This window comes from uncultured Amaricoccus sp. (assembly GCF_937891315.1).
Taxonomy (GTDB): Bacteria; Pseudomonadota; Alphaproteobacteria; order Rhodobacterales; family Rhodobacteraceae; genus Amaricoccus.
The window spans coordinates 1-18,589 of sequence record NZ_CALAGI010000158.1; the positions used below are offsets into that span (position 1 = coordinate 1).

Sequence of the window (18,589 nt, forward strand, 5' to 3'; positions counted from 1 at the left end):
GGCACGGGGGGCGACACGATCTTCGGTGGCGCCGCGAATGGCCGCCCAACGATACCGCCGGCCGCGCGCTGCGCTGCGCCGGAGGCTTCGCCCTCCGCCTCCTACACCATGTCACCCGCCCGTCGCCTTTTTCATGTCGCGGGCGAATAAACCCGCGCCTCGCCCGGTCTGGATCAGTGGGAGACGTCACGTCCCCGATCCACAATTCGGCAATAACCTCATCCAACCCAAGGAGACTGACCATGAAGCGCTTTGCGTTCGCCCTCGTCCTCGCCTCCGGCGCCGGCCTCGCGGCCCCGGTTTTCGCCTACGCCGCGGATAACGCCCACTCGATGCTGGAGTTCTCGGCACAGAAGGAGCTGCGCGACGTTGGCATCACGAACGTCGATGTTACGAGCCTCACGGTGTCGCAGCTGGCGGGGATCACGATGATCGGCCAGTCGGGCGATTACAGGTCGAGCGAGAAGATGCAGCAGTTCGAGAGGATCCTCGCGGACTGACGCGACAAGAGCATCGCCCAAGGGGCGCTGAACCGCGCCGGGGCTTCCCCGCTCGCCGCCGCTTCTGGCGGCGAGCCCGAATCCTGCCACACTCCGGGAAGCCGCCGTTGCGCTTCGGCGTGGCGGTAGAGGAAGTGTCGCGGACCGCGGCCAGGCATTCCTTCGCGACGTCGTCGATGATCGTCAGCACCCGGAAGTGACGGCCGTTATCGGGCAGCGCGTCCGCATGGAGGCGCTCCGGCTTAGCGTTCTCGTCCTCGAGCGCCCTGAGCCGCTTCGCATCGGAGACGTCCATCCCGCCGAACGTCGCTTTCCGGGCTGTGGCACGTTGCCGACGACATGCCATGCTTGTGGCAGAGCTCGGCGACGGTCGCCCCCGCCTCGCTCCTCCGCGGCACCCCGATGACCTGCTCTTCGGTGAACCTGCTTCGCTTCATCCCCGGTCTCTCTCCCGTGGTCCGGAGCGACCCGCCTCCTCCTTCCATGCCGTCGACGCTTCACCGTCTTGTGACCGATGCCGTTGCGGCCATTGCCGCGCTCGCCATTGGCCAGGCGATGGTCCGTCTCGGCGGTCAGCGCCCGCTCGGCCAGTGCCTTTTTCGGCTGGTCGAGGAGATCCCACGCGACCGGTCAATCCGGAGGCGCACGGGCCGCAGCCGCCAGGCCGCCATCAACGATTTCCTCGCCGAGCATGACCCGTACGGGAACCGCCGCCTTTTTTTCATGTCGCGGGCGAATAAACCCGCGCCTCGCCCGGTCTGGATTGGTGGGAGACGTCACGTCCCCGAACCTCAACTCGGAGCAGACCATGCAATCAGATGACGATTCCTTGCCGGACGCCGACGGCATCGACCGCCGCGGCTTCCTCCACTGCATGACCTGGGCCGGCACGGGAGTCCTCTGGACCTTGTCCGGCGGCCTGCCGCGAAGCGTCGGCCTCGGCGCGGCGCTCGCCGCCGAGCCCACGTCGGCGTTCAGCTTCCTGCAGATCAGCGACAGCCATGTCGGTTTCAGCAAGTCCGCCAACCCGGACGCGCTCGCGACCTTGAGCCAGGCGGTGGACCGGATCCGCGCGCTGCCGAGCAAACCCGCCTTCATGATCCACACCGGCGATATCAGCCATCTCTCGAAGGACCAGGAATTCGATGACGCAGATCAGATCATTCGTGAAGCCGGGCTGCCGGTGCTCTACGTGCCCGGCGAGCATGACCTGCTCGACGATGGCCAGGGCAAAGCCTACCTCGACCGCTATGGCGCCGGTTCCCGCGGTGCCGGCTGGTACAGCTTCGACCACAGCGGCGTGCACTTCATCGGTCTTGTCAACGTCGTGAACCTGAAGGCCGGCGGGCTCGGCAACCTCGGCGACGAGCAGCTCGAATGGATGGAGGCGGACGTCGCGGGCCTCGCATCCAGCACCCCGATCGTCGTCTTCGCCCACATCCCGCTCTGGACCGTCTATCCCGAATGGGGCTGGGGCACGTCCGACGGCATCCGGGCGCTTTCCTACCTCCGGCGGTTCGGATCCGTGACCGTGCTGAACGGCCACATCCACCAGGTGATGCAGAAGGTTGAAGGCAACATCGCCTTCCACACCGCGCGCTCGACGGCTTTTCCGCAACCGGCGCCGGGCGCCGCGCCCTCGCCCGGTCCGGTGACCGTCCCGGCCGGCGAGCTCGGCAAGTATCTCGGTACCGCCAGCGTCGACTTCGTGCGCGGCGACCAGCCGCTCGCCATCGTCGATCAGCCGCTCATCGGCTGATCGCAGCTCCCCGAACAAGGACAATCCCGATGAATCGCTTGCCCAACCGACCCGCGCTCCTGTTCGCCGCCACCGTCTTGACGGCGCTCGCCTCGACCGGGGGCGCGTCGATGGCCGCCCCCGCCGCGGTGACGGTCGCGATCGAGAATTTCACGTTCTCGCCGGCCGAGGTCACCGTCGCCCCCGGCACGACCGTGACCTGGATCAACCACGACGACATCCCGCACGTCGTGGCCGACACGGCGAAGAGTTTCCGCTCGAAGGTGCTCGACACCGACGACAGCTATTCCTTCACGTTTTCGAGCACCGGGAGTTTCGACTACTTCTGCTCGCTGCACCCGCATATGACGGGCAAGGTCGTCGTCGCCACAGGCGCCGACTAGGCGCGGAGGCACCATGCAACAGGGCATGACTGCGACAGGCGGCCTGGCGTGGCGCGCGCCCGGCGACTGTCTGCCAGCGATACTCGCCCTCCTGCGCAGCCTCGGCGGGGCGGGCTTCCGCCCCGTCGCCATGGTCCGCGGCGACGCCAGCGCGGCGTCGCGGGCGCGCGGCGAACGCATGGCCGTCGGCGCCGGGGACTTCCACGGCGCAATGCTTCCCCACCTCGACGCCGCCTACAATCTGGCGCGCTTCCTCAGCCGCGACGCGGACGCGGCGGAGGACATCGTGCAGGACGCCTTTCTGCGGGCCTGGCGCGGCTTCGAGCAGTTCCGCGGCGGCGATGCCAGGTCCTGGGTCCTGACGATCGTGCGCAACTGCTACCGGACCTGGCGCGCCGACACGACGACGGCCGCCCGCCGCACCGAGCCGATGCCGGAGGCGGACGGCGCCGACGGCGGCCTCGACAATGCCGCGCTCGCCCCCGGATTCACCGATGCCGACACTCCTGAGTCGCAGCTCCTGCGCCGCGACGAGGCGGCGAACGTCCGCGCCGCGATCGAGGCCCTGCCCGAGCCGTTCCGCGAGGTGATGGTGCTGCGCGAGCTCGCCGACCTCAGCTACCGGGAGATCGCGGAGGTCACCGCGGTGCCGATCGGAACCGTGATGTCGCGGCTGGCGCGCGCGCGCGACCTGTTTCGCGCCGAGTGGTGCAGATCCCACGGATCAGAGGACTTCGCATGACCCGCCCCGAGCCATGCCCAGAGTGGCGCCTGCGGCTGCACGGCCTCGTCGACGGCGAACTCGACGCGGCGCACGCGATCGAGATCGAGCGCCACCTCGCGAGTTGCGCGGGCTGCGCGGCCGAGCTGCGCACGCTCGAGGCGCTCCGCCGCACGCTCCGGCGGGACGACGTCCGCTGGCCGGTCCCCGAGGGGCTGCGCGAGCGGGTGATTGCCATCGCCGACGGGGCGGCGGGCGCCACTCCGCGGCCGGTCGTCCGGTGGGGCGCGCTCCAGGCGGCCTTCGACTACCTGCGGGCGTGGAGCCTCGTGCCGTCGGCCGCGATGCTCGCCGCCGCGCTCTTTCTGGTCTTCTCTCCTGGGCAGGATCGATCGCTTCAGGACGAGCTCGTGGCGAGCCATGTCCGCTCGCTGCTGGCCGACCATCTGACCGACGTTGCGACCTCGAACCGGCACACGGTGAAGCCCTGGTTCGCGGGCCGCGTCGACTACTCGCCGCCGGTCGTCGACCTCGCGGCGCAAGGCTTCCCGCTCGTCGGCGGCCGGGTCGACTACGTCGGCGGCCGCGTGGTCGCCGTGCTCGTCTACCGGCGCGACGGCCACACGATCAATCTCTTCACCTGGCCCGAGATGCGACCTGCCAGCGCCTCGCTCGAACGCGAGGGCTACAACCTCATCGAATGGTCGCAGGCCGGACTGAACTTCTGGGCCGTATCGGACCTGAATCCGGTTGAACTCAAGGAATTCCAGGAGGACTTCGCGGCGGCCGCGCCCCACTGAACTGAGTGTCTGAAGCGTACTGACCTGATGGACGTGAGCGAGGTCGACGTCCTCGCTCACATGAGCTTCCCGGCCCGGCGGCGATCGAGCCGAGCGCCGCCAGCTGAAAGCGGGGAGCAGGAAGCAGGACTCGTCGAGCCGATCCGGCACGGCACGAAAGGCGACATGATCATGAATTCACCAGTGACGATCCGGCGGGCGGTCTACGCTGATGCACCGAGCTTGCCAGCCATCGAAAATTCGGCGGGCACATTGTTTCGCGAATTGCCGGACCTCGCATGGCTCGCCGATGGCGAGGACCTGCCTGTCAGCCGCTACCGCGAACTGATCGCAGGTGGAGCGAGTTGGCTGGCCGAATGCGAACGCAATCCGGTTGGGTTTCTTTGCGCGAGCGTCGAGGGCGACGCGTTGCATGTATGGGAATTCGGCGTCCTGCGCGAGCGTCAGGGGCAAGGCATCGGCGGTGCCTTGCTCAAGGCGGCGGTCATGGCGGCTCGGCGCCTGCGCCTTGCCGCCGTTACGCTCACCACCTTTCGGAATGTCGCCTGGAATGCGCCATTCTACGCGCGTTCCGGTTTCCGGATCGTCGATGGCACAGCGATCGGCACGAGGTTGGCTGAGCGGCTGCGGCAGGATGCCGAACGGGGATTGCCGAGCGAGCCGCGCTGCGCGATGTGCCTTGCGCTCCGTTGACCGGTGACCGGCTCGCAATGCCAGGCCCGGGCGCTTCGCGGCGTGCTTCTTGCTCGAACTAACCCCGATGGATCAGGTGGATAAGCGGATAGGGTCGCCCCTGTCCGTCCAGAGGCGAGCGTCCCGTCGGATGAAACCCCATTCGGGCATAGAACCCCATCGCCTGACCGTTCTGTTCATTGACGTCGGTCCTCATCATCGGGTGAAGCGCCAGGCCGTGACGCACGAGAGCCGCCCCGACACCCGTTCCACGATAGTCCGCGTGCACGAACAGCGCCTCCATATTCCCGCTCTCGATCAGCATGAAGCCCAAGGGACGATCCTCTGCATCGACCGCGAACAGAAGCGGGGCGTGAGGCAGGAAGGCGCATACTTCCTCATCGATCGCAGCACGATCCTCGGATGTCAGAAAATCATGCGTCGCATCGACCGCGCGGCGCCAGATCTCGATGGCGCGCTCGCCTTCGTCGGGGCGCGAAGGTCTGATAGAAACAACTCGCGACATTCGCCTACCTCGCCCGATCTTCAAAGTCCGCGACAAGCCCTATTCGGGGCGCGCTGGAATGAGCCTCGATCGAGAGATATTCGATCGACCCGCGAGCGTCACCCCATGGACGGTCGGTGGAGGGTGACAGCGGCGAGACGATCGGCGGAGATGGTGCCGGACCGCGGCTGAGGACGAGGAGGAGGCAGGCGGCCCAGAGGATGCGGTCGGGCGACCCCTCGGGGAAGACGAAGAGCTGGATCCCGTCGTCATCACGAGGAGGCCGGCGGCGGCGGGACGAGGGAGATGTTGGCCGGGACGACGAGGGCGCCCGCGTGGCGTGATGAACCATTGTGAGCGCCGTGGATTTCGATGTCGCTCGTCGCAGTATGATCGCTCTGATGTTGGGGTCTGTCTGCTTCGGTCTTGAGGCTATCCGGATGGCGACCCAGGAGGCGAGACAGCCTATCCATGAATTTCATGCATGCCCTCCCGGTTCAGCGGAACAATCTGCTGCTCATGGGGTTGCCTGAGGTGGACGACCTTGGCCCCGGTCCTGGAATCCGGCAGACGCGGGTCGTGGTGGAACTTTGCCACATCCGCCCGGGTGATCCCCGTGACTGTGAACTGCCCCAGCGCGGGCAGGATGAAGCGCCGCGGGTTCCGGCGGTATTCCTCGCCGGTGCTCGCCTTCACGCGGATGACGATGTGTTCCTTGTCGAACCGCTCGGCCAGTTCCTTCACCGTGATCGCCTTGCGCCCGGCGTCCCGTTCGGCGGCGGGGTCCGCGCCATTGCGGGCTGCGGCGACAATGGTGATGGCGCGGGTTCGCGCCTGCTCGCAGGTCAGGACCGTGCTCGGCCCGAGGCTGATCCGCCGGGATCGGCGTCCGGCGTGATACTGGACCACGTAGCCCTTGCGCCCGCTCGGCCGCACGCGGAGCCCAAAGCCCGGAATGTCGCTGTCCCAGACGAAATATTCAGCGGGCCGGGCCTCTGCTGTGTCGACGATGCGCTTGGTGAGCTTGGGCATGGGAAATCGGCTTCTCGGTTATCTGGCTTCCACAGTGCGCAATGCTCGCTGCCGGTCAACGAACACATTGATATTGCGAATGGAAAGGAAGTTCTGCGTGGAGGTGCGCAGGTGTTGGATCGCGTGTTCGAGCGGAACCGGCGGGTGGTGCGAATCACGGCGCGGGTTCCGGTCGTTCCGCCGCGCGGTTACAGTCGGCGAAAAGAAGCGGAATCCCGATGGCGTCAAAAACCACCCTGAATGCAAAGAACCTGGAGGCGCTGGGCGCCGAACGGCTGGCGCAACTGCTGATCGAGATCAGCACCGGCGATGCCGCGGCGAAGCGGCGACTGCGGCTCGCGCTTGCCGGGACGCACGGTCCGAAGGAGGCGGCGCGGGAAATCACCAAGCGGCTGACCAGCATCGCGCGCGCCCGCGCCTTCGTGGACTGGCAGAACCGCAAGCCGCTGGTGAAGGATCTCGAGACGCAGCGCAGCGCCATCATGGAACAGATCGCCCCGCGGGATCCCCGCGAGGCGCTGGCCCTTCTCTGGCGGTTCATGGGGTTGGCCACGCCCATATTCGAACGCTGCGACGACGGTAGCGGCATCGTCATCGACATCTTCCACCAGGCCTGCGCCGATCTGGGCGAGGTCGCCAGGGCGGCCGCGCCGGATCCGGAGGCGCTGGCGCGGCAGGTTCTCGATGCGCTGCGGGGCAACGGCTTTGGTCAGTACGACGGGCTGATCGACATCATCGCCCCGGCGCTGGGACCCGGGGGCGTCGCGCGGCTGAAAGAGCTGGTCGAGGACCTCGGACGAACGCCCGTACCGGTGCCGCCGAAGAGCGAATGGCATGCGGTCGGCTGGGGCAGCGGCGGCACCCGCTATGCCCACGAGATGGAGGAACACGCGCGGCGGAGCACGGTCGAGATGGCGCTGAAGGACATCGCCGACGCGCAGGGCGACGTCGACGGTTTCATCGCGCAGTACGATCCGAAGACCCGCAAGGTGCCGAAGATCGCCGCCGAGATCGCGCGGCGCCTGCTGGCGGCCGGCAGGGCGGCGGAAGCGCTCGGCTTCATCGAGCGGGCAGAGGTGAAGGAAGCGCGCTGGATCCCGGCCGAGTGGCAGGACGCCCGGCTCGGGGTGCTGGAGGCGCTGGATCGCAAGGATGAGGCGCAGGCCTTCCGCTGGGCGTGCTTCGCGCGCGACCTGTCGGTCGAGCACCTGCGGGCCTATCTGAAGCGGCTGCCTGACTTCGACGACATCGAGGCCGAGGAACGGGCGATGGCGCATGCCGCCGCGCATCCGGGCCTGCTTCCGGCGCTGGGATTCTTTCTCGACTGGCCGTCCCCGGACCATGCCGCGCGCCTGCTCATCGATCGGCACGGGGAGATCGACGGCGACCACTACGAGTTCCTTGTTCCCGCGGCCGAGGCACTGTCCGACCGGCACCCGCTGGCCGCGACGCTGGCGCTGCGGGCGATGATCGACTTCACGCTGAGCAAGGCGAGGTCGAAGCGCTACGGCTACGCGGCGCGGCATCTGGCCAGCTGCGCCGACCTTGCCGGACGGATCGAGAACTTCGCGCCGGTCGAGACGCATGACGCCTATGCCGCGCGCCTGAAGAGCGAGCACGGCCGGAAGTCCGGCTTCTGGGGGCACTTCGCCTGACAACGCACTGCGATATCATTCCCGACATTCATGCCGATCCCGATCGCCTGACGCGAACGTTGTCGAGGCTGGGCCATGTGGCGGTCGATTGGGCATGGGACGCATGGCGCAAGCACGCGCGCGAAAACCGCCGCGATGACGACCTTCATGCCCTGGAACCCCGGGATTGGGGGGAGTGGTAGGTCCGCGCATAGCGCGCGCCGAGCGAGGTGAGGATTTCGTAGCCGATCGTTCCGGCCGCGGCGGCGAGGGCGTCGGCGGACGTGCGCGGGCCGATCAGTTCGAGGAAGCCACCGGGCCGCGCCTCGGGCGCGTCGGTGACGTCGAAGGTGATGCTGTCCATCGAAACGCGCCCGGCCATCGGTACGGGGATGTCGCCGGCATTGGCGGTCGCGCGACCGGACAGGCCGCGCAGGAAGCCGTCGGCATAGCCGACCGCGACGGTGGCGATGCGGCTGGGTCGGGTCGCGGTCCAGGACGCGCCGTAGCCAACCCTGGCATTGGCCGGAATGTCGCGGATCTGGAGGATGCGCCCGAGCAGACGCACCACCGGCCGCATGGGATTGGCCTCGGTCGGGACGGGATTGAGGCCGTAGAGGGCCGCGCCCGGACGGCCGAGATCGAAATGGTAGTCGGGCCCGAGGAATATCCCCGACGAGTTGGCGAAACTGGCCGGCGCGGCCGGCAGTCGGCGCCGCGCGGCCTCGAAGGCCGCGAGCTGGGAGCGGTTCATTGGATGCGCCGGCTCGTCCGCGCATGCGAGATGGCTCATGACGAGCCGGAGCGTCACGCCCTCGAGCAGCGACGGATCGGCGGCGATCCGGTCGAGTTCGGCGGCCGGCAGGCCCATGCGCGACATGCCGCTGTCGACCTGCGCCGCCGCCGGCAGCGCGCCGCCTTGCGCCCGGGCGAGCCTGGTCCAGCGTTCGATTTCCGGCAGGCTGTTGAGGACGGGCCGCACGCCCGCGGCGGCGCAGTCGGCCTCCGCCCCCGCCGGCAGGCCGTTCAGCACGAAGATCTCCGCCGCCCCGGGAAGCACCCGCCGCAGCGCCAGTGCCTCGTCGAGATGGGCGACGAAAAATTGCCGCGCGCCCGCGTCGAAGAGGGCGGGGGCGACCCGGTCGGCGCCGAGGCCGTAGGCGTCGGCCTTCACCACCGCGGCGCAGCCCGCCGCGCCGAGGCGCCCGGCGAGCAGACGCCAGTTGGCCGCGATCGCGCCGAGGTCGATCTCGAGCAGCCCGCCCGCGTGGCCTGGCCGATGCGCCTCCGCCGCGAGGCTTCGGATTTCACTGTGCATGTCGGTTTCGTTCGTCGGAGGGAGCGCCGGCGGGCTCGCGGCCCGCCGGTGCCGAGCGATGCTCTCGTCAGAGCGGGTTGGTGTAGGTGGTCTTCGAGGCGGTGAAGAACTCCCGCGCCGCGCGGCCCTGTTCCCGGCTGCCGTAGGAGGAGCCCTTCTTGCCGCCGAACGGCACGTGGTAGTCGACACCCGCCGTCGGCAGGTTGACGAAGACCATACCGGAGGTGGAGCGGGTCTTGAAGTCCTCGGCGTATTTCAGCGATCGCGTGCAGATGCCGGACGACAGGCCGAGGAGCGAGTCGTTGGCGATGGCGAGCGCCGCGTCATAGCCTGGCGCCTTCAGCACGCTGACCACCGGCCCGAAGATCTCCTCGCGCACATGGGTCATGCTGTTGTCGCAGCCGGCATAGACCGCCGGTGACAGGAAGAAGCCCTTGGTCTCCCGCTCCAGCACCTCGCCGCCGCAGAGCCGGCTCGCCCCTTCGCCATCGGCGATGCCGAGGTAGCGCAGGTTCACCCGCATCTGCTTGTCGTCGACGACCGGGCCGATCTGGCTGGCCGCGTCCAGCGCATGGCCGACGCGCAGCCCGCGGGTCCGCTCCGCCATGCCTTCGGCAAGGGCGTCGTGGATGCCCGGCGTCGCGATGATCCGGGTGTTGGAGGTGCAGCGCTGGCCGGTGGACATGACCGAGCCGCCGATGGCGCAATCGATGGCGTTGGCGAGATCCGCGTCGTCGAGAACGACCAGCGGGCTCTTGCCGCCCATCTCCTGCTGGATCTTCGCGCCCCGGCCGGCGACGATCTCGCGGATGCCGCGGCCGGTGCTCTCCGAGCCGGTGAAGGTCACCGCCGCCACGCCCGGCGACCGGGCGATGACGTCGCCGACCACCGAGCCACGGCCCATGACGAGGTTGAAGGCTCCCGCCGGCAGGCCGGCGCGCGACAGGATCTCCGCCAGCTCCCAGCCGCAGGCGGGCGTCAGGTCGGCGGGCTTGAAGACGACCGTATTGCCGTAGGCCAGCGCCGGGGCGATCTTCCAGGCCGGGATGGCGATCGGGTAGTTCCACGGGGTGATGATCCCCACCACGCCCACGGGTTCGTAGCGCACCTCGACGCGGACGCCGGGGCGGGTGGAGGCGATGGCGATCCCCTCCACGCGCAGGGCTTCCTGGGCGTAGAACTTGAAGAGCTGGCCGGCGCGGACCACCTCGCCGATGGCCTCGGCCCGGACCTTGCCCTCTTCGCGGGCGAGAAGCTCGCCGAGTTCCTCCCGCCGCGCCAGAAGCTCGACGCCGACGGCCTCGAGGATATCGGCGCGGGCCTGCGGGGTGGTGGCCCCCCAGACCGGCAGGGCGGCGCTGGCGGCGGCGATCGCCGCCTCCGCCTGCTCGCGGCTGGCGCGGGTATAGAGGCCGATCACGTCATCGGTGTCGGACGGGCTGCGGTTCTCGGCCGCGTCCGCGCCGCCGACCCACTCGCCGGCGATGAAGTTCAGCTTTTCCCTGGTCTTCAGGAGCACGTCGTTCATTTCAGACCTCGGCCTCCACGTCCGCGAGGGATGTCTTGACGCGGTCGAACAGATCGTCCGCCTGCTCGGCGGTGATGATCATCGGCGGGCAGAAGGCCACCGCGTCGCCGAGATTGCGCGAGATCACCCCGTTCCTCTGCAACGCCGCGTTCATCGCGCCGCCCAGCTTTCCGACCGGGCCGGTGACGGACTTCGCAGCCTTGTCGTTGACGAGTTCCACCGCCGCGATCAGGCCGACGCCCCGGACCTCGCCGACCAGCGGATGATCGAGCAGGGTTTCGAGACTGGACAGGAACCGGCCGCCGACCTCGCGGACGTTGCCGACCAGATCGCGCTCCTCGATGATGGCGATGTTCTCCAGCGCCACCGCCGCGCCGAGCGGATGGCTGCCGCCGGTGTAGCCGTGGCCGAAGACGCCGATCCGCTCGCTTTCGTCGGCGATCGGGCCGAAGACCCGGTCATTCACGAGGATGGCCGAGAAGGGCACGTAGGAGGAGGTGATCTGCTTCGACAGCACCATGACGTCGGGGCGCATCCCGTAGGTGGTGGAGCCGAACATGTTGCCGGTGCGCCCGAAGCCGCAGATCACTTCGTCGGCGACCAGCAGGATGTCATACCTGGCGAGAACCGCCTGGATCTTCTCCCAGTAGGTCGCCGGGGGGGTGACGACGCCACCCGCGCCCATCACCGGCTCCGCCCAGAAGGCGGCGATGGTGTCCGGGCCCTCGCGCTGGATCAGCGCGTCGAGATCCTCGGCGCAGCGGGTGGCGAACTGTTCCTCCGTCTCGCCCGGCCGGCCCTCTTTCCAGTAGTGCGGCGCGGTGGTGTGGAATACCCGGTCGATCGGCATGTCGAAGGAGCGGTGGTTGTTCGGCAGGCCGGTCAGGCTGCCCGCGGCGATGGTGACGCCGTGATAGCCGCGGTTGCGGGCGATGACCTTCTTCTTCTCCGGCAGGCCGAGGGAGTTCGAGCGGTACCAGACCATCTTCAGGACGGTGTCGTTCGCTTCCGACCCCGAATTGGTGTAGTAGACCTTGCTCATCGGCACGGGAGCGATCGAGATCAGCTTTTCGGCCAGGTCGATGGCCGGTCCGTGCGACTTGTGGCCGAAGTTGTGGTAGAAGGGCAGCTTCCGCAGCTGGGCCGTGGCGGCGGCGATCAGGCGCGGCTCGTTGAAGCCGACGCCGACGCTCCAGAGGCCGGACAGGCCCTCGATGTAGCGCTTGCCCTGGTTGTCGAAGACATGGATGCCCTCGCCGCGCTCGATGATCATCGGGCCGACTTCGAGATGCCGCTTGGCCTCGGTGTAGCCGTGGAAGTGATAGGCGGCGTCCCGCGCTTCGGGAGAGCTGTCGAAATTTCGCATGTCGCTCATGATTCTGGTCTCGTGGTGTAGGGGGGACTAGATGTGCTGGCCGCCGTTGATCGGGATCTCGGAGCCGGTGACATAGGAGGATTGCCGCCCCGCGAGGAAGGCGACGACCTCGGCCACCTCCTCCGGGCGGCCGAGCCGCCTCATCGGAACCTGTTCCTCGACGATCCGCTCGGTGCCGGGGGAGAGGATGTCGGTCGCGATCTCACCCGGCGCCACCGCGTTCACCCGCACGCCGAAGGGGGCGAGGTCGTGGGCGAGTTCGCGGGTCAGCGCCGAGAGCGCGGCCTTGGACGCCGCATAGGCGGCGCCGGCGAAGGGATGTACGCGGGAACCGGCGATGGAACTGATGTTCACGATCGCGCCCTTGGCGGTCTTCAGCGGCTCGATCAGTTCCTGACAGAGCACGAGCGGGGCGATGAGGTTCACCGTCGTCACGTCGTAGAAGGTGTCGACGGGCGTCGAGATCGCGTCCATGCGGCCGCCGCCCGGCGTCTTGGGCGAGATGCCGGCGTTGTTGACCAGCGCGGACAGTCCGCGCTGGTCGAGTTGGCCCCGCAACGCCGCCGCCGCGGCGCGCACCGAGTCGAGATCCGAGAGATTGACCTCGATATGCTTCACGATGCCCTCGGCCCAGGGGCAGACGGTCGAGAAGGGTGTCCGGGCGAGGGTGATGACGTCCCAGCCCCTGGCGTAGAACTGGCGCACGATGGCGTGACCGATGCCGCGGCTGGCGCCGGTGACGGCGACGACGGGCTTCGGGGTATCGGATGCGGCGGTCATTGATGTTCTCTTGAGGATCAGGGGTGGGCGAAGGCCCGGGCGTCTGCCTGGTTGAAGGCGACATGCGCCGTCGCTCCGCGTTCCAGCGCGAGCAGGGGGCTGCCCGCCCGCAACTGGGCCGTGATCGGGGCCCCGCCCTCGAGATGGAAGACCATCCTGGCCGTCGCGCCGTGATAGATCGTCTCGACCAGCTTCACCGGCAACTGGCCTTCGACATCGGCGCCCGGGTTGACGAGCAGTCGCTCGGGCCGGATCGAGACAACCGCGCCGCCACCCTGTCCGATCCGGTCGACCGCCGTCGCGCGTACGCGGCTGCCGTTCGCGAGGGTGACGACCACGGTGCCCGCCTCCTCGCCGATGATCTTGCCGGCGAGCATGTTGGTGTCGCCGAGAAAGCCCGCGACGAACTGGTTCGCCGGACGCTCGTAAAGGGCGGCGGGAGCGTCGATCTGCTGGATCCGTCCGTCATTGAAGACGGCGATCCGGTCGGACATGGTCAGGGCCTCGTCCTGGTCGTGGGTGACGAAGACCATGGTGATGCCGAGCCGTTCGTGGATATGCTTGATCTCGACCTGCATTCCCTCGCGGAGCTTCTTGTCGAGCGCGCCGAGCGGCTCGTCCATCAGCACCAGCTCCGGATCGAAGACCAGGGCGCGGGCGACGGCGACGCGCTGCTGCTGGCCGCCCGACATCTGCCGGGGATAGCGGTTGGCGAAGCTGTTGAGCTGGACGAAGTCGAGGGCGCGCTTCACCCGCTCGGTGATCTCCGCCTTGGGCATCTTCCGCACCTTGAGCGGATAGGCGATGTTCTCGGCCACCGTCATGTGCGGGAACAGCGCGTAGCTCTGGAACACCATGCCGATGTTGCGGTCATGCGGCGCCACGCTGTTCAGCGTCCGCCCGCCCAGGCGGATGGTCCCCGCCGTCGGCTGCTCGAAACCGGCGAGCAGCATCAGCGCGGTGCTCTTGCCCGAGCCGGAGGGGCCGAGGAGGGTGACGAACTCGCCCTTGGCGATGTCGAGGTCCATCTCCCTGATGATGAGGGTTTCGCCGTCATAGGTCTTCTGCACGCCGGAGAACTGGACGAAGTCATGCATTGGAGGCGTTCCTTTTCCTGAGGCGGTCCGCCATGACCTGCGCGAGCATCAGAATGGCGAGGGAGACGACGATCATGATGGTGGCGACGGCGGCAATAGTCGGGTCGAGGTTTTCGCGGATGCCCGCGAACATCTGGCGGGGCAGGGTGATCTGCTCGCTGCCGGTCAGGAACATCGCGACGATCACCTCGTCGAAGGAGGCGACGAAGGCGAAAAGCGCGCCGGAGACCACGCCGGGGGCGATCTGCGGCATCGTCACCGTGAAGAAGGTGTGGAGCGGCTTCGCCCCGAGGCTCGATGCCGCGCGGACCTGGTTGTTGTCGAACTGCTCCAGCGTCGCGGCCACGGTGATGACGACGAAGGGCGCGCCGAGGATGGCGTGGGCGAGGATGATCCCGGTGTAGGAATTGGCGAGCCCGAGCCGGCTGTAGAAGAAGTAGGACGCCACCGCGGTGATGATGACCGGCACGATCATCGGCAGCATCAGTATCGCGGTGATGATCCCCCGGCCGGGGCAGGCGCGCCGGTTGAGCCCCACCGCCGCCAGCGTGCCGAGGACGGTGGAGATGATGGTGGCGAAGAAGCCGATGAAGAGGCTGTTCCGGAGCACCGTTCCCCAGATCGGGTTGTCGAGCAGAACCCGATACCAGCGCAGGCTCCACTCCTTGATCGGATAGGCGAGGATGCTGTCGGCATTGAAGGACAGCGGCACGATGGTCAGGATCGGCAAGACCAGGAAGCCGATGACGAGGGCCGAGAAGGCGAAGGTCAGGGTGACCGAGATGCGCTCGAAGCGGGTGAGGGACTGGTCAAACATCACGCACCCCCCATCCCGCCAGCGGGGGCGGTCAGTCGGCGGTAGAGCGCATAGAGCACGAGCGTCACGGCGAGCAGGTTCAGCGCCAGCGCCGAGGCGAGCCCCCAGTTGATCGTGTTGTTGGTGTAGAAGGCGATGAAATAGCTGATCATCTGGTCGTTCGGGCCGCCGACCAGCGCGGGTGTGATATAGTAGCCGATGGCCATGATGAACACCAGGATCGCGCCGGCGCCGAGGCCGGGCAGGGTGAGGGGGACGTAGGACGTCAGGAAGGCGCGGGTCGGCCTGGCGCCGAGGCTCTTCGCCGCTCGGAGGTAGTCCCGCGGGATGCCGCGCATCACCGAATAGAGCGGCAGAACGAGGAAGGGCAGCAGCACGTGGGTAAGGGCGACCATGACGCCGAAGCGGTTGAAGACCAGCGTCAGCGGCTCGGAGATGACGCCGAGCGTCAACAGCAGCTTGTTGATCGGCCCCTCCTTCTGCAACACGATGACCCAGGCGGCGCTGCGCACCAGGAGCGAGGTCCAGAAGGGAAAGAGCACCCCCGTCAGCATGATCCGCCGCCACCCCGGGCTGGCATTGACCAGCGCCCAGGCCAGCGGATAGCCGAGCACGCAGCTGATGAACGTCACCCCGAGGCTGATCGTCAGCGTGCGCAGCAGCACCCGGCGGAACAGCGCCTGATCGTCCGGAACGGCGGTGATGTTGCCGGCCTTGTCACGTTGCAGATCGACCGACTTCAGCAGGAAGAAATCGGTGTTGGTCGCCGCCGCCCGGGCGATGGCGGCCTGATACTCGGGATCGACCCAGCGCGGATCGACGTTCTCGAACCAGGCGCGGGCCTCGCCCGGCGCCGGCGCGCCTTCGCGGGCCTGGCGCGTCGTCTTCTTCAGCATGGTGGTGAAACCCGCCATGTCCTGATTGAGGCGGCGGGCGCCGGCGCCCGAGTTCTGCGCGGCGTCGGCCTCCGTGATGTCGGTGAAGAAGGCGGCGTAGAAGTCGTCGTCGAAGGTCGTGCCCTGCGCGACCAGCGCGGCCGACCGCGGGAAGCTCGCGGCATAGTCCGGGCTGTGCACCGCGCCGGTCAGAAGCGAGACGATCGGCAGCAGGAAGAAGATCGCCGTCACCAGCGCCAGCGGCAGGAGCAGCAGCACGGCGTTCCAGCTTTCGCGTCGGCGGGTCCGCCGGAGCGCGCGTTTCAGACGACGACTTTCGCCGGCGTCGCCGGGGGTGATCCCCCCGGCGGTCGTGAGAGTGAGGTCGGTCATGGGGCGTCTCCGGCTTCTATCGCGTCAGTTCGACGCCCAGTTGTTGAAACGCTCGTTCAGCTCCTCGATATTGTCGATCCAGAAGGAATCGTCCTGGTGGACGGCCCCTTTCATGTTGTCGGGCGCGGTCGGCAGCCAGGCCAGCACCTCGGGCGAGACCAGCGACGGCGCGTTGACGTTCGATGTGCCGTAGGGGATCGCGGTCGACAGAACCGCCTGGTTCTTCGGATCGACGGTGATCTTCAGGAAGTCATAGGCGCTGTCGAGGTTCGGCGTCCCCTTGATGATCGCCCAGCCGTCGACGGTGTAGACCTGCCCGTCCCAGACGATGCGGAAATCCTGGCCTTCCTTGATCGCGGTCGAGACGCGGCCGTTGTAGGCGCTCGACATCACGACGTCGCCGGCGGCCAGCCACTGCGGCGGCTGCGCGCCCGACTCCCACCACTGGATGTTGCCCTTGATCTCGTTGAGCTTGGCGAAGGCGCGGTCGACGCCCTCCGGCGTGCCGAGAACCTCGTAGACCTCATCCGGCGCCACGCCATCGGCGAGGAGCGCGATTTCGAGCGTGAACTTCGCCGACTTGCGGAGCCCGCGCTTGCCCGGCCACTTCTCCGTGTTCCAGAAATCCGCCCAGGTCGTGGGGCCGTCGTCGCCGAGCTTGGCATGATCGTAGGCGAGGACGACGGAATAGAGAATCGAGCCGAGGCCGCAATCGCCCATCACGGCGGCCGGAATGATGTCCTTGGTGCTGCCGAGCTTGTCCCAGTCGAGCCGCTCGACCGTGCCGTCGGAACAGGCATTCTCCAACTCCGGGGCCTCCATCTGCACGACGTCCCAGGTGACGTCCCCCGCCTCGACCATCGCCTTGATCTTGGCGAGCTCGCCGTTATAGGCCTCGTCGGTCAGCGGACCGTACTGGGCGATGAAAGGCTTGAAGAGGGCTTCGCGCTGCGCGTCCTGCAGCGCGCCGCCGAAGCTGACGACGGTCAGGTCGCGGGCGAGTGCCGCGTTCCCCGAAAGGGCTGTCGCGGCGACGAGGAGCGCGGTGGCGCGGGTCAGTCGGGTCATTGTCATTTCCTGTCCTGTTGATTGCTATTGTTGAAGGGGCATCAGGCGGCGAGCTTGGCAAGGACTTTCGCGCCGATCTCCTCCCCGATCGGGAAGGCGGAGGTCGCGGCGGGCGACGGGGCATTGCAGACATGGACGGTCCGCGGCGTCTCGCGAACGAGAAAATCCTCGATCATCTTGCCGTCGCGCCCGACCGCCTGCGCGCGGATGCCCGGCGCATGCGGCTCGAGATCGTCGAGCGTCAGCTCGGGGCAGTAGCGGCGGCAGCGTTCGAGATAGGCGCGTCTGGACAGCGAGCCCTTCAGCTCGTGCAGGCCGGGCCGCAGCGAGCGGGCCATGAGCTTCCAGAAACCGGGGAAGCTCAGGCTGTCGAAGGCGTCGCGCGCGACGAAGCGGTTGCCGTCATAGGTCTCGCGGCCGAAGGAAAAGACCGCGTTCGGCCCGACGGTGGTGTAACCGCCGATCATCTTGGTCAGATGCACACCGAGGAAAGGCAGCGACGGGTCCGGCACCGGATAGATCAGCCGTTGCACCAGGTCGCCCGCCCGCGGCGAGAGGCGGAAATATTCCCCCCGGAACGGCACGACGCGGAAGTCGTCGGCGAGGCCGGACAGCGCCGCGATCCGGTCGGCGGCGAGGCCCGCGCAGGCGATGGCGACGCGCGCGGCGATGTCGCCGCCGGCGGTCTCGACCCGGATTTCCCCGGCGGCCTCGACGAGGCCGGTGACCTTGGTCCCGAAGCGGAAGTCCACGCCCTCGGCCCAGAGCCGCGCCTTCAGCGCCCGGCAGATCTCGCCATAGTCGACGATGCCGCTGTCCGGGCTCAGGATCGCGCGCAACCCCGCGACCTTCGGCTCGATTTCCGCCATTTCCGCCGCGTCGAGCATCCGCAGGTCGAGGCCGTTCGCCGTCGCCCGGGTCATCAGGGCTTCCAGCCGCGGCAGCTCGTCCGGCTCCGTCGCGACGATCAGCTTGCCGCAGGAAGCGTAGGCCACGCCGTTCTCGGCACAGAAGGCCCGTGTCCGCGCCGACCCGGCGGTGCAGAGTCGCGCCTTGAGGCTGCCCGGCGCATAGTAGACGCCGGCATGGATGACGCCGGAATTGTGACCGGTCTGGTGTTGCCCCGGCCCGTCCTCCTTCTCGATGACGAGAAGGCGGATACCCGGCCGGGCGCCGTGCAGATGGTAGGCCGTTGCCAGCCCAACGATTCCCGCGCCCACGATGATTGCATCATAAATAGGCACTTAGTGCTTTCCGTCATAGTTTTAGGCAGGGATCTGGATAGCCCGCGGTCCGGGGCTTTTCGATAGGGACATGCTTGACTAAGGTTTG

The 18,589-nt window shown here is 68.0% G+C and carries 18 protein-coding genes and 1 pseudogene; 7 read left to right on the forward strand and 12 right to left on the reverse strand.

Annotated elements, in window-relative coordinates:
• Nucleotides 1-242 precede the first annotated feature (242 nt).
• Nucleotides 243-500, forward strand: a complete 258-nt coding sequence (locus Q0480_RS15830) for a hypothetical protein (RefSeq protein ID WP_299134359.1) — start codon at nucleotides 243-245, stop codon at nucleotides 498-500.
• A 205-nt stretch (nucleotides 501-705) separates the two neighbouring features.
• Here Q0480_RS15830 and Q0480_RS15835 read toward each other — a convergent pair.
• Nucleotides 706-937: pseudogene (locus Q0480_RS15835) on the reverse strand (transposase); the annotation flags it as partial.
• Between the two features lie 371 nt (nucleotides 938-1,308).
• Here Q0480_RS15835 and Q0480_RS15840 point away from each other — a divergent pair.
• From Q0480_RS15840 to Q0480_RS15860, 5 genes are read left to right on the forward strand one after another with little or no spacing between them, the layout of a single operon-like run.
• Nucleotides 1,309-2,259 (forward strand): metallophosphoesterase, encoded by a 951-nt coding sequence (locus Q0480_RS15840; RefSeq protein WP_299134361.1) that lies wholly within the window; start codon nucleotides 1,309-1,311, stop codon nucleotides 2,257-2,259.
• A 38-nt stretch (nucleotides 2,260-2,297) separates the two neighbouring features.
• Nucleotides 2,298-2,642 (forward strand): cupredoxin family copper-binding protein, encoded by a 345-nt coding sequence (locus Q0480_RS15845; RefSeq protein ID WP_299134363.1) that lies wholly within the window; start codon nucleotides 2,298-2,300, stop codon nucleotides 2,640-2,642.
• Between the two features lie 13 nt (nucleotides 2,643-2,655).
• Nucleotides 2,656-3,384 carry a sigma-70 family RNA polymerase sigma factor gene (locus Q0480_RS15850; protein ID WP_299134364.1) on the forward strand — a complete coding sequence of 243 codons (729 nt, stop codon included), beginning with the start codon at nucleotides 2,656-2,658 and terminating at the stop codon, nucleotides 3,382-3,384.
• The gene (locus Q0480_RS15855) at nucleotides 3,381-4,163 is read left to right on the forward strand and encodes an anti-sigma factor (protein ID WP_299134366.1); all 783 of its coding nucleotides are present in this window, start codon (nucleotides 3,381-3,383) and stop codon (nucleotides 4,161-4,163) included. The genes Q0480_RS15850 and Q0480_RS15855 overlap by 4 nt, the downstream gene beginning before the upstream one ends.
• Nucleotides 4,164-4,190: 27 nt before the next feature.
• The gene (locus Q0480_RS15860; protein WP_299134368.1) at nucleotides 4,191-4,856 is read left to right on the forward strand and encodes a GNAT family N-acetyltransferase; all 666 of its coding nucleotides are present in this window, start codon (nucleotides 4,191-4,193) and stop codon (nucleotides 4,854-4,856) included.
• A 58-nt stretch (nucleotides 4,857-4,914) separates the two neighbouring features.
• Here the strand turns inward: Q0480_RS15860 and Q0480_RS15865 are convergent, their stop codons facing one another.
• Nucleotides 4,915-5,361, reverse strand: coding sequence for an acetyltransferase (locus tag Q0480_RS15865; protein ID WP_299134369.1), 447 nt, complete (start codon nucleotides 5,359-5,361; stop codon nucleotides 4,915-4,917).
• A 444-nt stretch (nucleotides 5,362-5,805) separates the two neighbouring features.
• Entirely contained in the window at nucleotides 5,806-6,372 is a 567-nt protein-coding gene (locus Q0480_RS15870) for an integrase arm-type DNA-binding domain-containing protein (protein WP_299134371.1), read from the reverse strand.
• Between the two features lie 218 nt (nucleotides 6,373-6,590).
• Between Q0480_RS15870 and Q0480_RS15875 the strand changes: the two genes are divergently transcribed.
• On the forward strand, nucleotides 6,591-8,027 hold the full coding sequence (locus Q0480_RS15875; protein WP_299134373.1) for a DUF6880 family protein: 1,437 nt from the start codon (nucleotides 6,591-6,593) through the stop codon (nucleotides 8,025-8,027).
• Between the two features lie 145 nt (nucleotides 8,028-8,172).
• Here the strand turns inward: Q0480_RS15875 and alr are convergent, their stop codons facing one another.
• The 9 genes from alr to lhgO form a co-directional block, all read right to left on the reverse strand.
• The gene (gene alr, locus Q0480_RS15880) at nucleotides 8,173-9,324 is read right to left on the reverse strand and encodes an alanine racemase (RefSeq protein ID WP_299134374.1); all 1,152 of its coding nucleotides are present in this window, start codon (nucleotides 9,322-9,324) and stop codon (nucleotides 8,173-8,175) included.
• Nucleotides 9,325-9,391: 67 nt separating this feature from the next.
• Nucleotides 9,392-10,852 (reverse strand): aldehyde dehydrogenase family protein, encoded by a 1,461-nt coding sequence (locus Q0480_RS15885; RefSeq protein ID WP_299134375.1) that lies wholly within the window; start codon nucleotides 10,850-10,852, stop codon nucleotides 9,392-9,394.
• A 1-nt stretch (nucleotide 10,853) separates the two neighbouring features.
• Nucleotides 10,854-12,227, reverse strand: coding sequence for an aspartate aminotransferase family protein (locus Q0480_RS15890; protein WP_299134376.1), 1,374 nt, complete (start codon nucleotides 12,225-12,227; stop codon nucleotides 10,854-10,856).
• A 27-nt stretch (nucleotides 12,228-12,254) separates the two neighbouring features.
• Nucleotides 12,255-13,007, reverse strand: a complete 753-nt coding sequence (locus Q0480_RS15895; RefSeq protein WP_299134377.1) for an SDR family oxidoreductase — start codon at nucleotides 13,005-13,007, stop codon at nucleotides 12,255-12,257.
• Between the two features lie 17 nt (nucleotides 13,008-13,024).
• On the reverse strand, nucleotides 13,025-14,104 hold the full coding sequence (locus Q0480_RS15900; protein ID WP_299134379.1) for an ABC transporter ATP-binding protein: 1,080 nt from the start codon (nucleotides 14,102-14,104) through the stop codon (nucleotides 13,025-13,027).
• A complete protein-coding gene (locus Q0480_RS15905) occupies nucleotides 14,097-14,921 on the reverse strand; it encodes an ABC transporter permease (RefSeq protein ID WP_299134381.1) in 825 nt (274 codons plus the stop codon). Before Q0480_RS15905 ends, Q0480_RS15900 begins: the two co-directional genes overlap by 8 nt.
• A complete protein-coding gene (locus tag Q0480_RS15910; RefSeq protein ID WP_299134384.1) occupies nucleotides 14,921-16,189 on the reverse strand; it encodes an ABC transporter permease in 1,269 nt (422 codons plus the stop codon). Before Q0480_RS15910 ends, Q0480_RS15905 begins: the two co-directional genes overlap by 1 nt.
• Before the next feature lie 24 nt (nucleotides 16,190-16,213).
• Nucleotides 16,214-17,257, reverse strand: a complete 1,044-nt coding sequence (locus Q0480_RS15915; RefSeq protein ID WP_299134386.1) for an ABC transporter substrate-binding protein — start codon at nucleotides 17,255-17,257, stop codon at nucleotides 16,214-16,216.
• Nucleotides 17,258-17,298: 41 nt separating this feature from the next.
• On the reverse strand, nucleotides 17,299-18,501 hold the full coding sequence (lhgO, locus tag Q0480_RS15920) for an L-2-hydroxyglutarate oxidase (protein WP_299134387.1): 1,203 nt from the start codon (nucleotides 18,499-18,501) through the stop codon (nucleotides 17,299-17,301).
• Between the last annotated feature and the right edge of the window lie 88 nt (nucleotides 18,502-18,589).

Excerpts from the sequence above, each read along its gene's own strand:
- Q0480_RS15860 (WP_299134368.1), top strand. The coding sequence starts at position 4,191 with ATGGACGTGAGCGAGGTCGACGTCCTCGCTCACATGAGCTTCCCGGCC.
- Q0480_RS15855 (WP_299134366.1), top strand. The coding sequence starts at position 3,381 with ATGACCCGCCCCGAGCCATGCCCAGAGTGGCGCCTGCGGCTGCACGGC.
- alr (WP_299134374.1), bottom strand. The coding sequence starts at position 9,324 with ATGCACAGTGAAATCCGAAGCCTCGCGGCGGAGGCGCATCGGCCAGGC.
- Q0480_RS15895 (WP_299134377.1), bottom strand. The coding sequence starts at position 13,007 with ATGACCGCCGCATCCGATACCCCGAAGCCCGTCGTCGCCGTCACCGGC.
- Q0480_RS15865 (WP_299134369.1), bottom strand. The coding sequence starts at position 5,361 with ATGTCGCGAGTTGTTTCTATCAGACCTTCGCGCCCCGACGAAGGCGAG.
- Q0480_RS15905 (WP_299134381.1), bottom strand. The coding sequence starts at position 14,921 with ATGTTTGACCAGTCCCTCACCCGCTTCGAGCGCATCTCGGTCACCCTG.
- Q0480_RS15890 (WP_299134376.1), bottom strand. The coding sequence starts at position 12,227 with ATGAGCGACATGCGAAATTTCGACAGCTCTCCCGAAGCGCGGGACGCC.
- Q0480_RS15915 (WP_299134386.1), bottom strand. The coding sequence starts at position 17,257 with ATGACCCGACTGACCCGCGCCACCGCGCTCCTCGTCGCCGCGACAGCC.
- Q0480_RS15870 (WP_299134371.1), bottom strand. The coding sequence starts at position 6,372 with ATGCCCAAGCTCACCAAGCGCATCGTCGACACAGCAGAGGCCCGGCCC.
- Q0480_RS15900 (WP_299134379.1), bottom strand. The coding sequence starts at position 14,104 with ATGCATGACTTCGTCCAGTTCTCCGGCGTGCAGAAGACCTATGACGGC.
- Q0480_RS15840 (WP_299134361.1), top strand. The coding sequence starts at position 1,309 with ATGCAATCAGATGACGATTCCTTGCCGGACGCCGACGGCATCGACCGC.
- Q0480_RS15850 (WP_299134364.1), top strand. The coding sequence starts at position 2,656 with ATGCAACAGGGCATGACTGCGACAGGCGGCCTGGCGTGGCGCGCGCCC.
- Q0480_RS15885 (WP_299134375.1), bottom strand. The coding sequence starts at position 10,852 with ATGAACGACGTGCTCCTGAAGACCAGGGAAAAGCTGAACTTCATCGCC.
- Q0480_RS15875 (WP_299134373.1), top strand. The coding sequence starts at position 6,591 with ATGGCGTCAAAAACCACCCTGAATGCAAAGAACCTGGAGGCGCTGGGC.
- Q0480_RS15910 (WP_299134384.1), bottom strand. The coding sequence starts at position 16,189 with ATGACCGACCTCACTCTCACGACCGCCGGGGGGATCACCCCCGGCGAC.
- Q0480_RS15830 (WP_299134359.1), top strand. The coding sequence starts at position 243 with ATGAAGCGCTTTGCGTTCGCCCTCGTCCTCGCCTCCGGCGCCGGCCTC.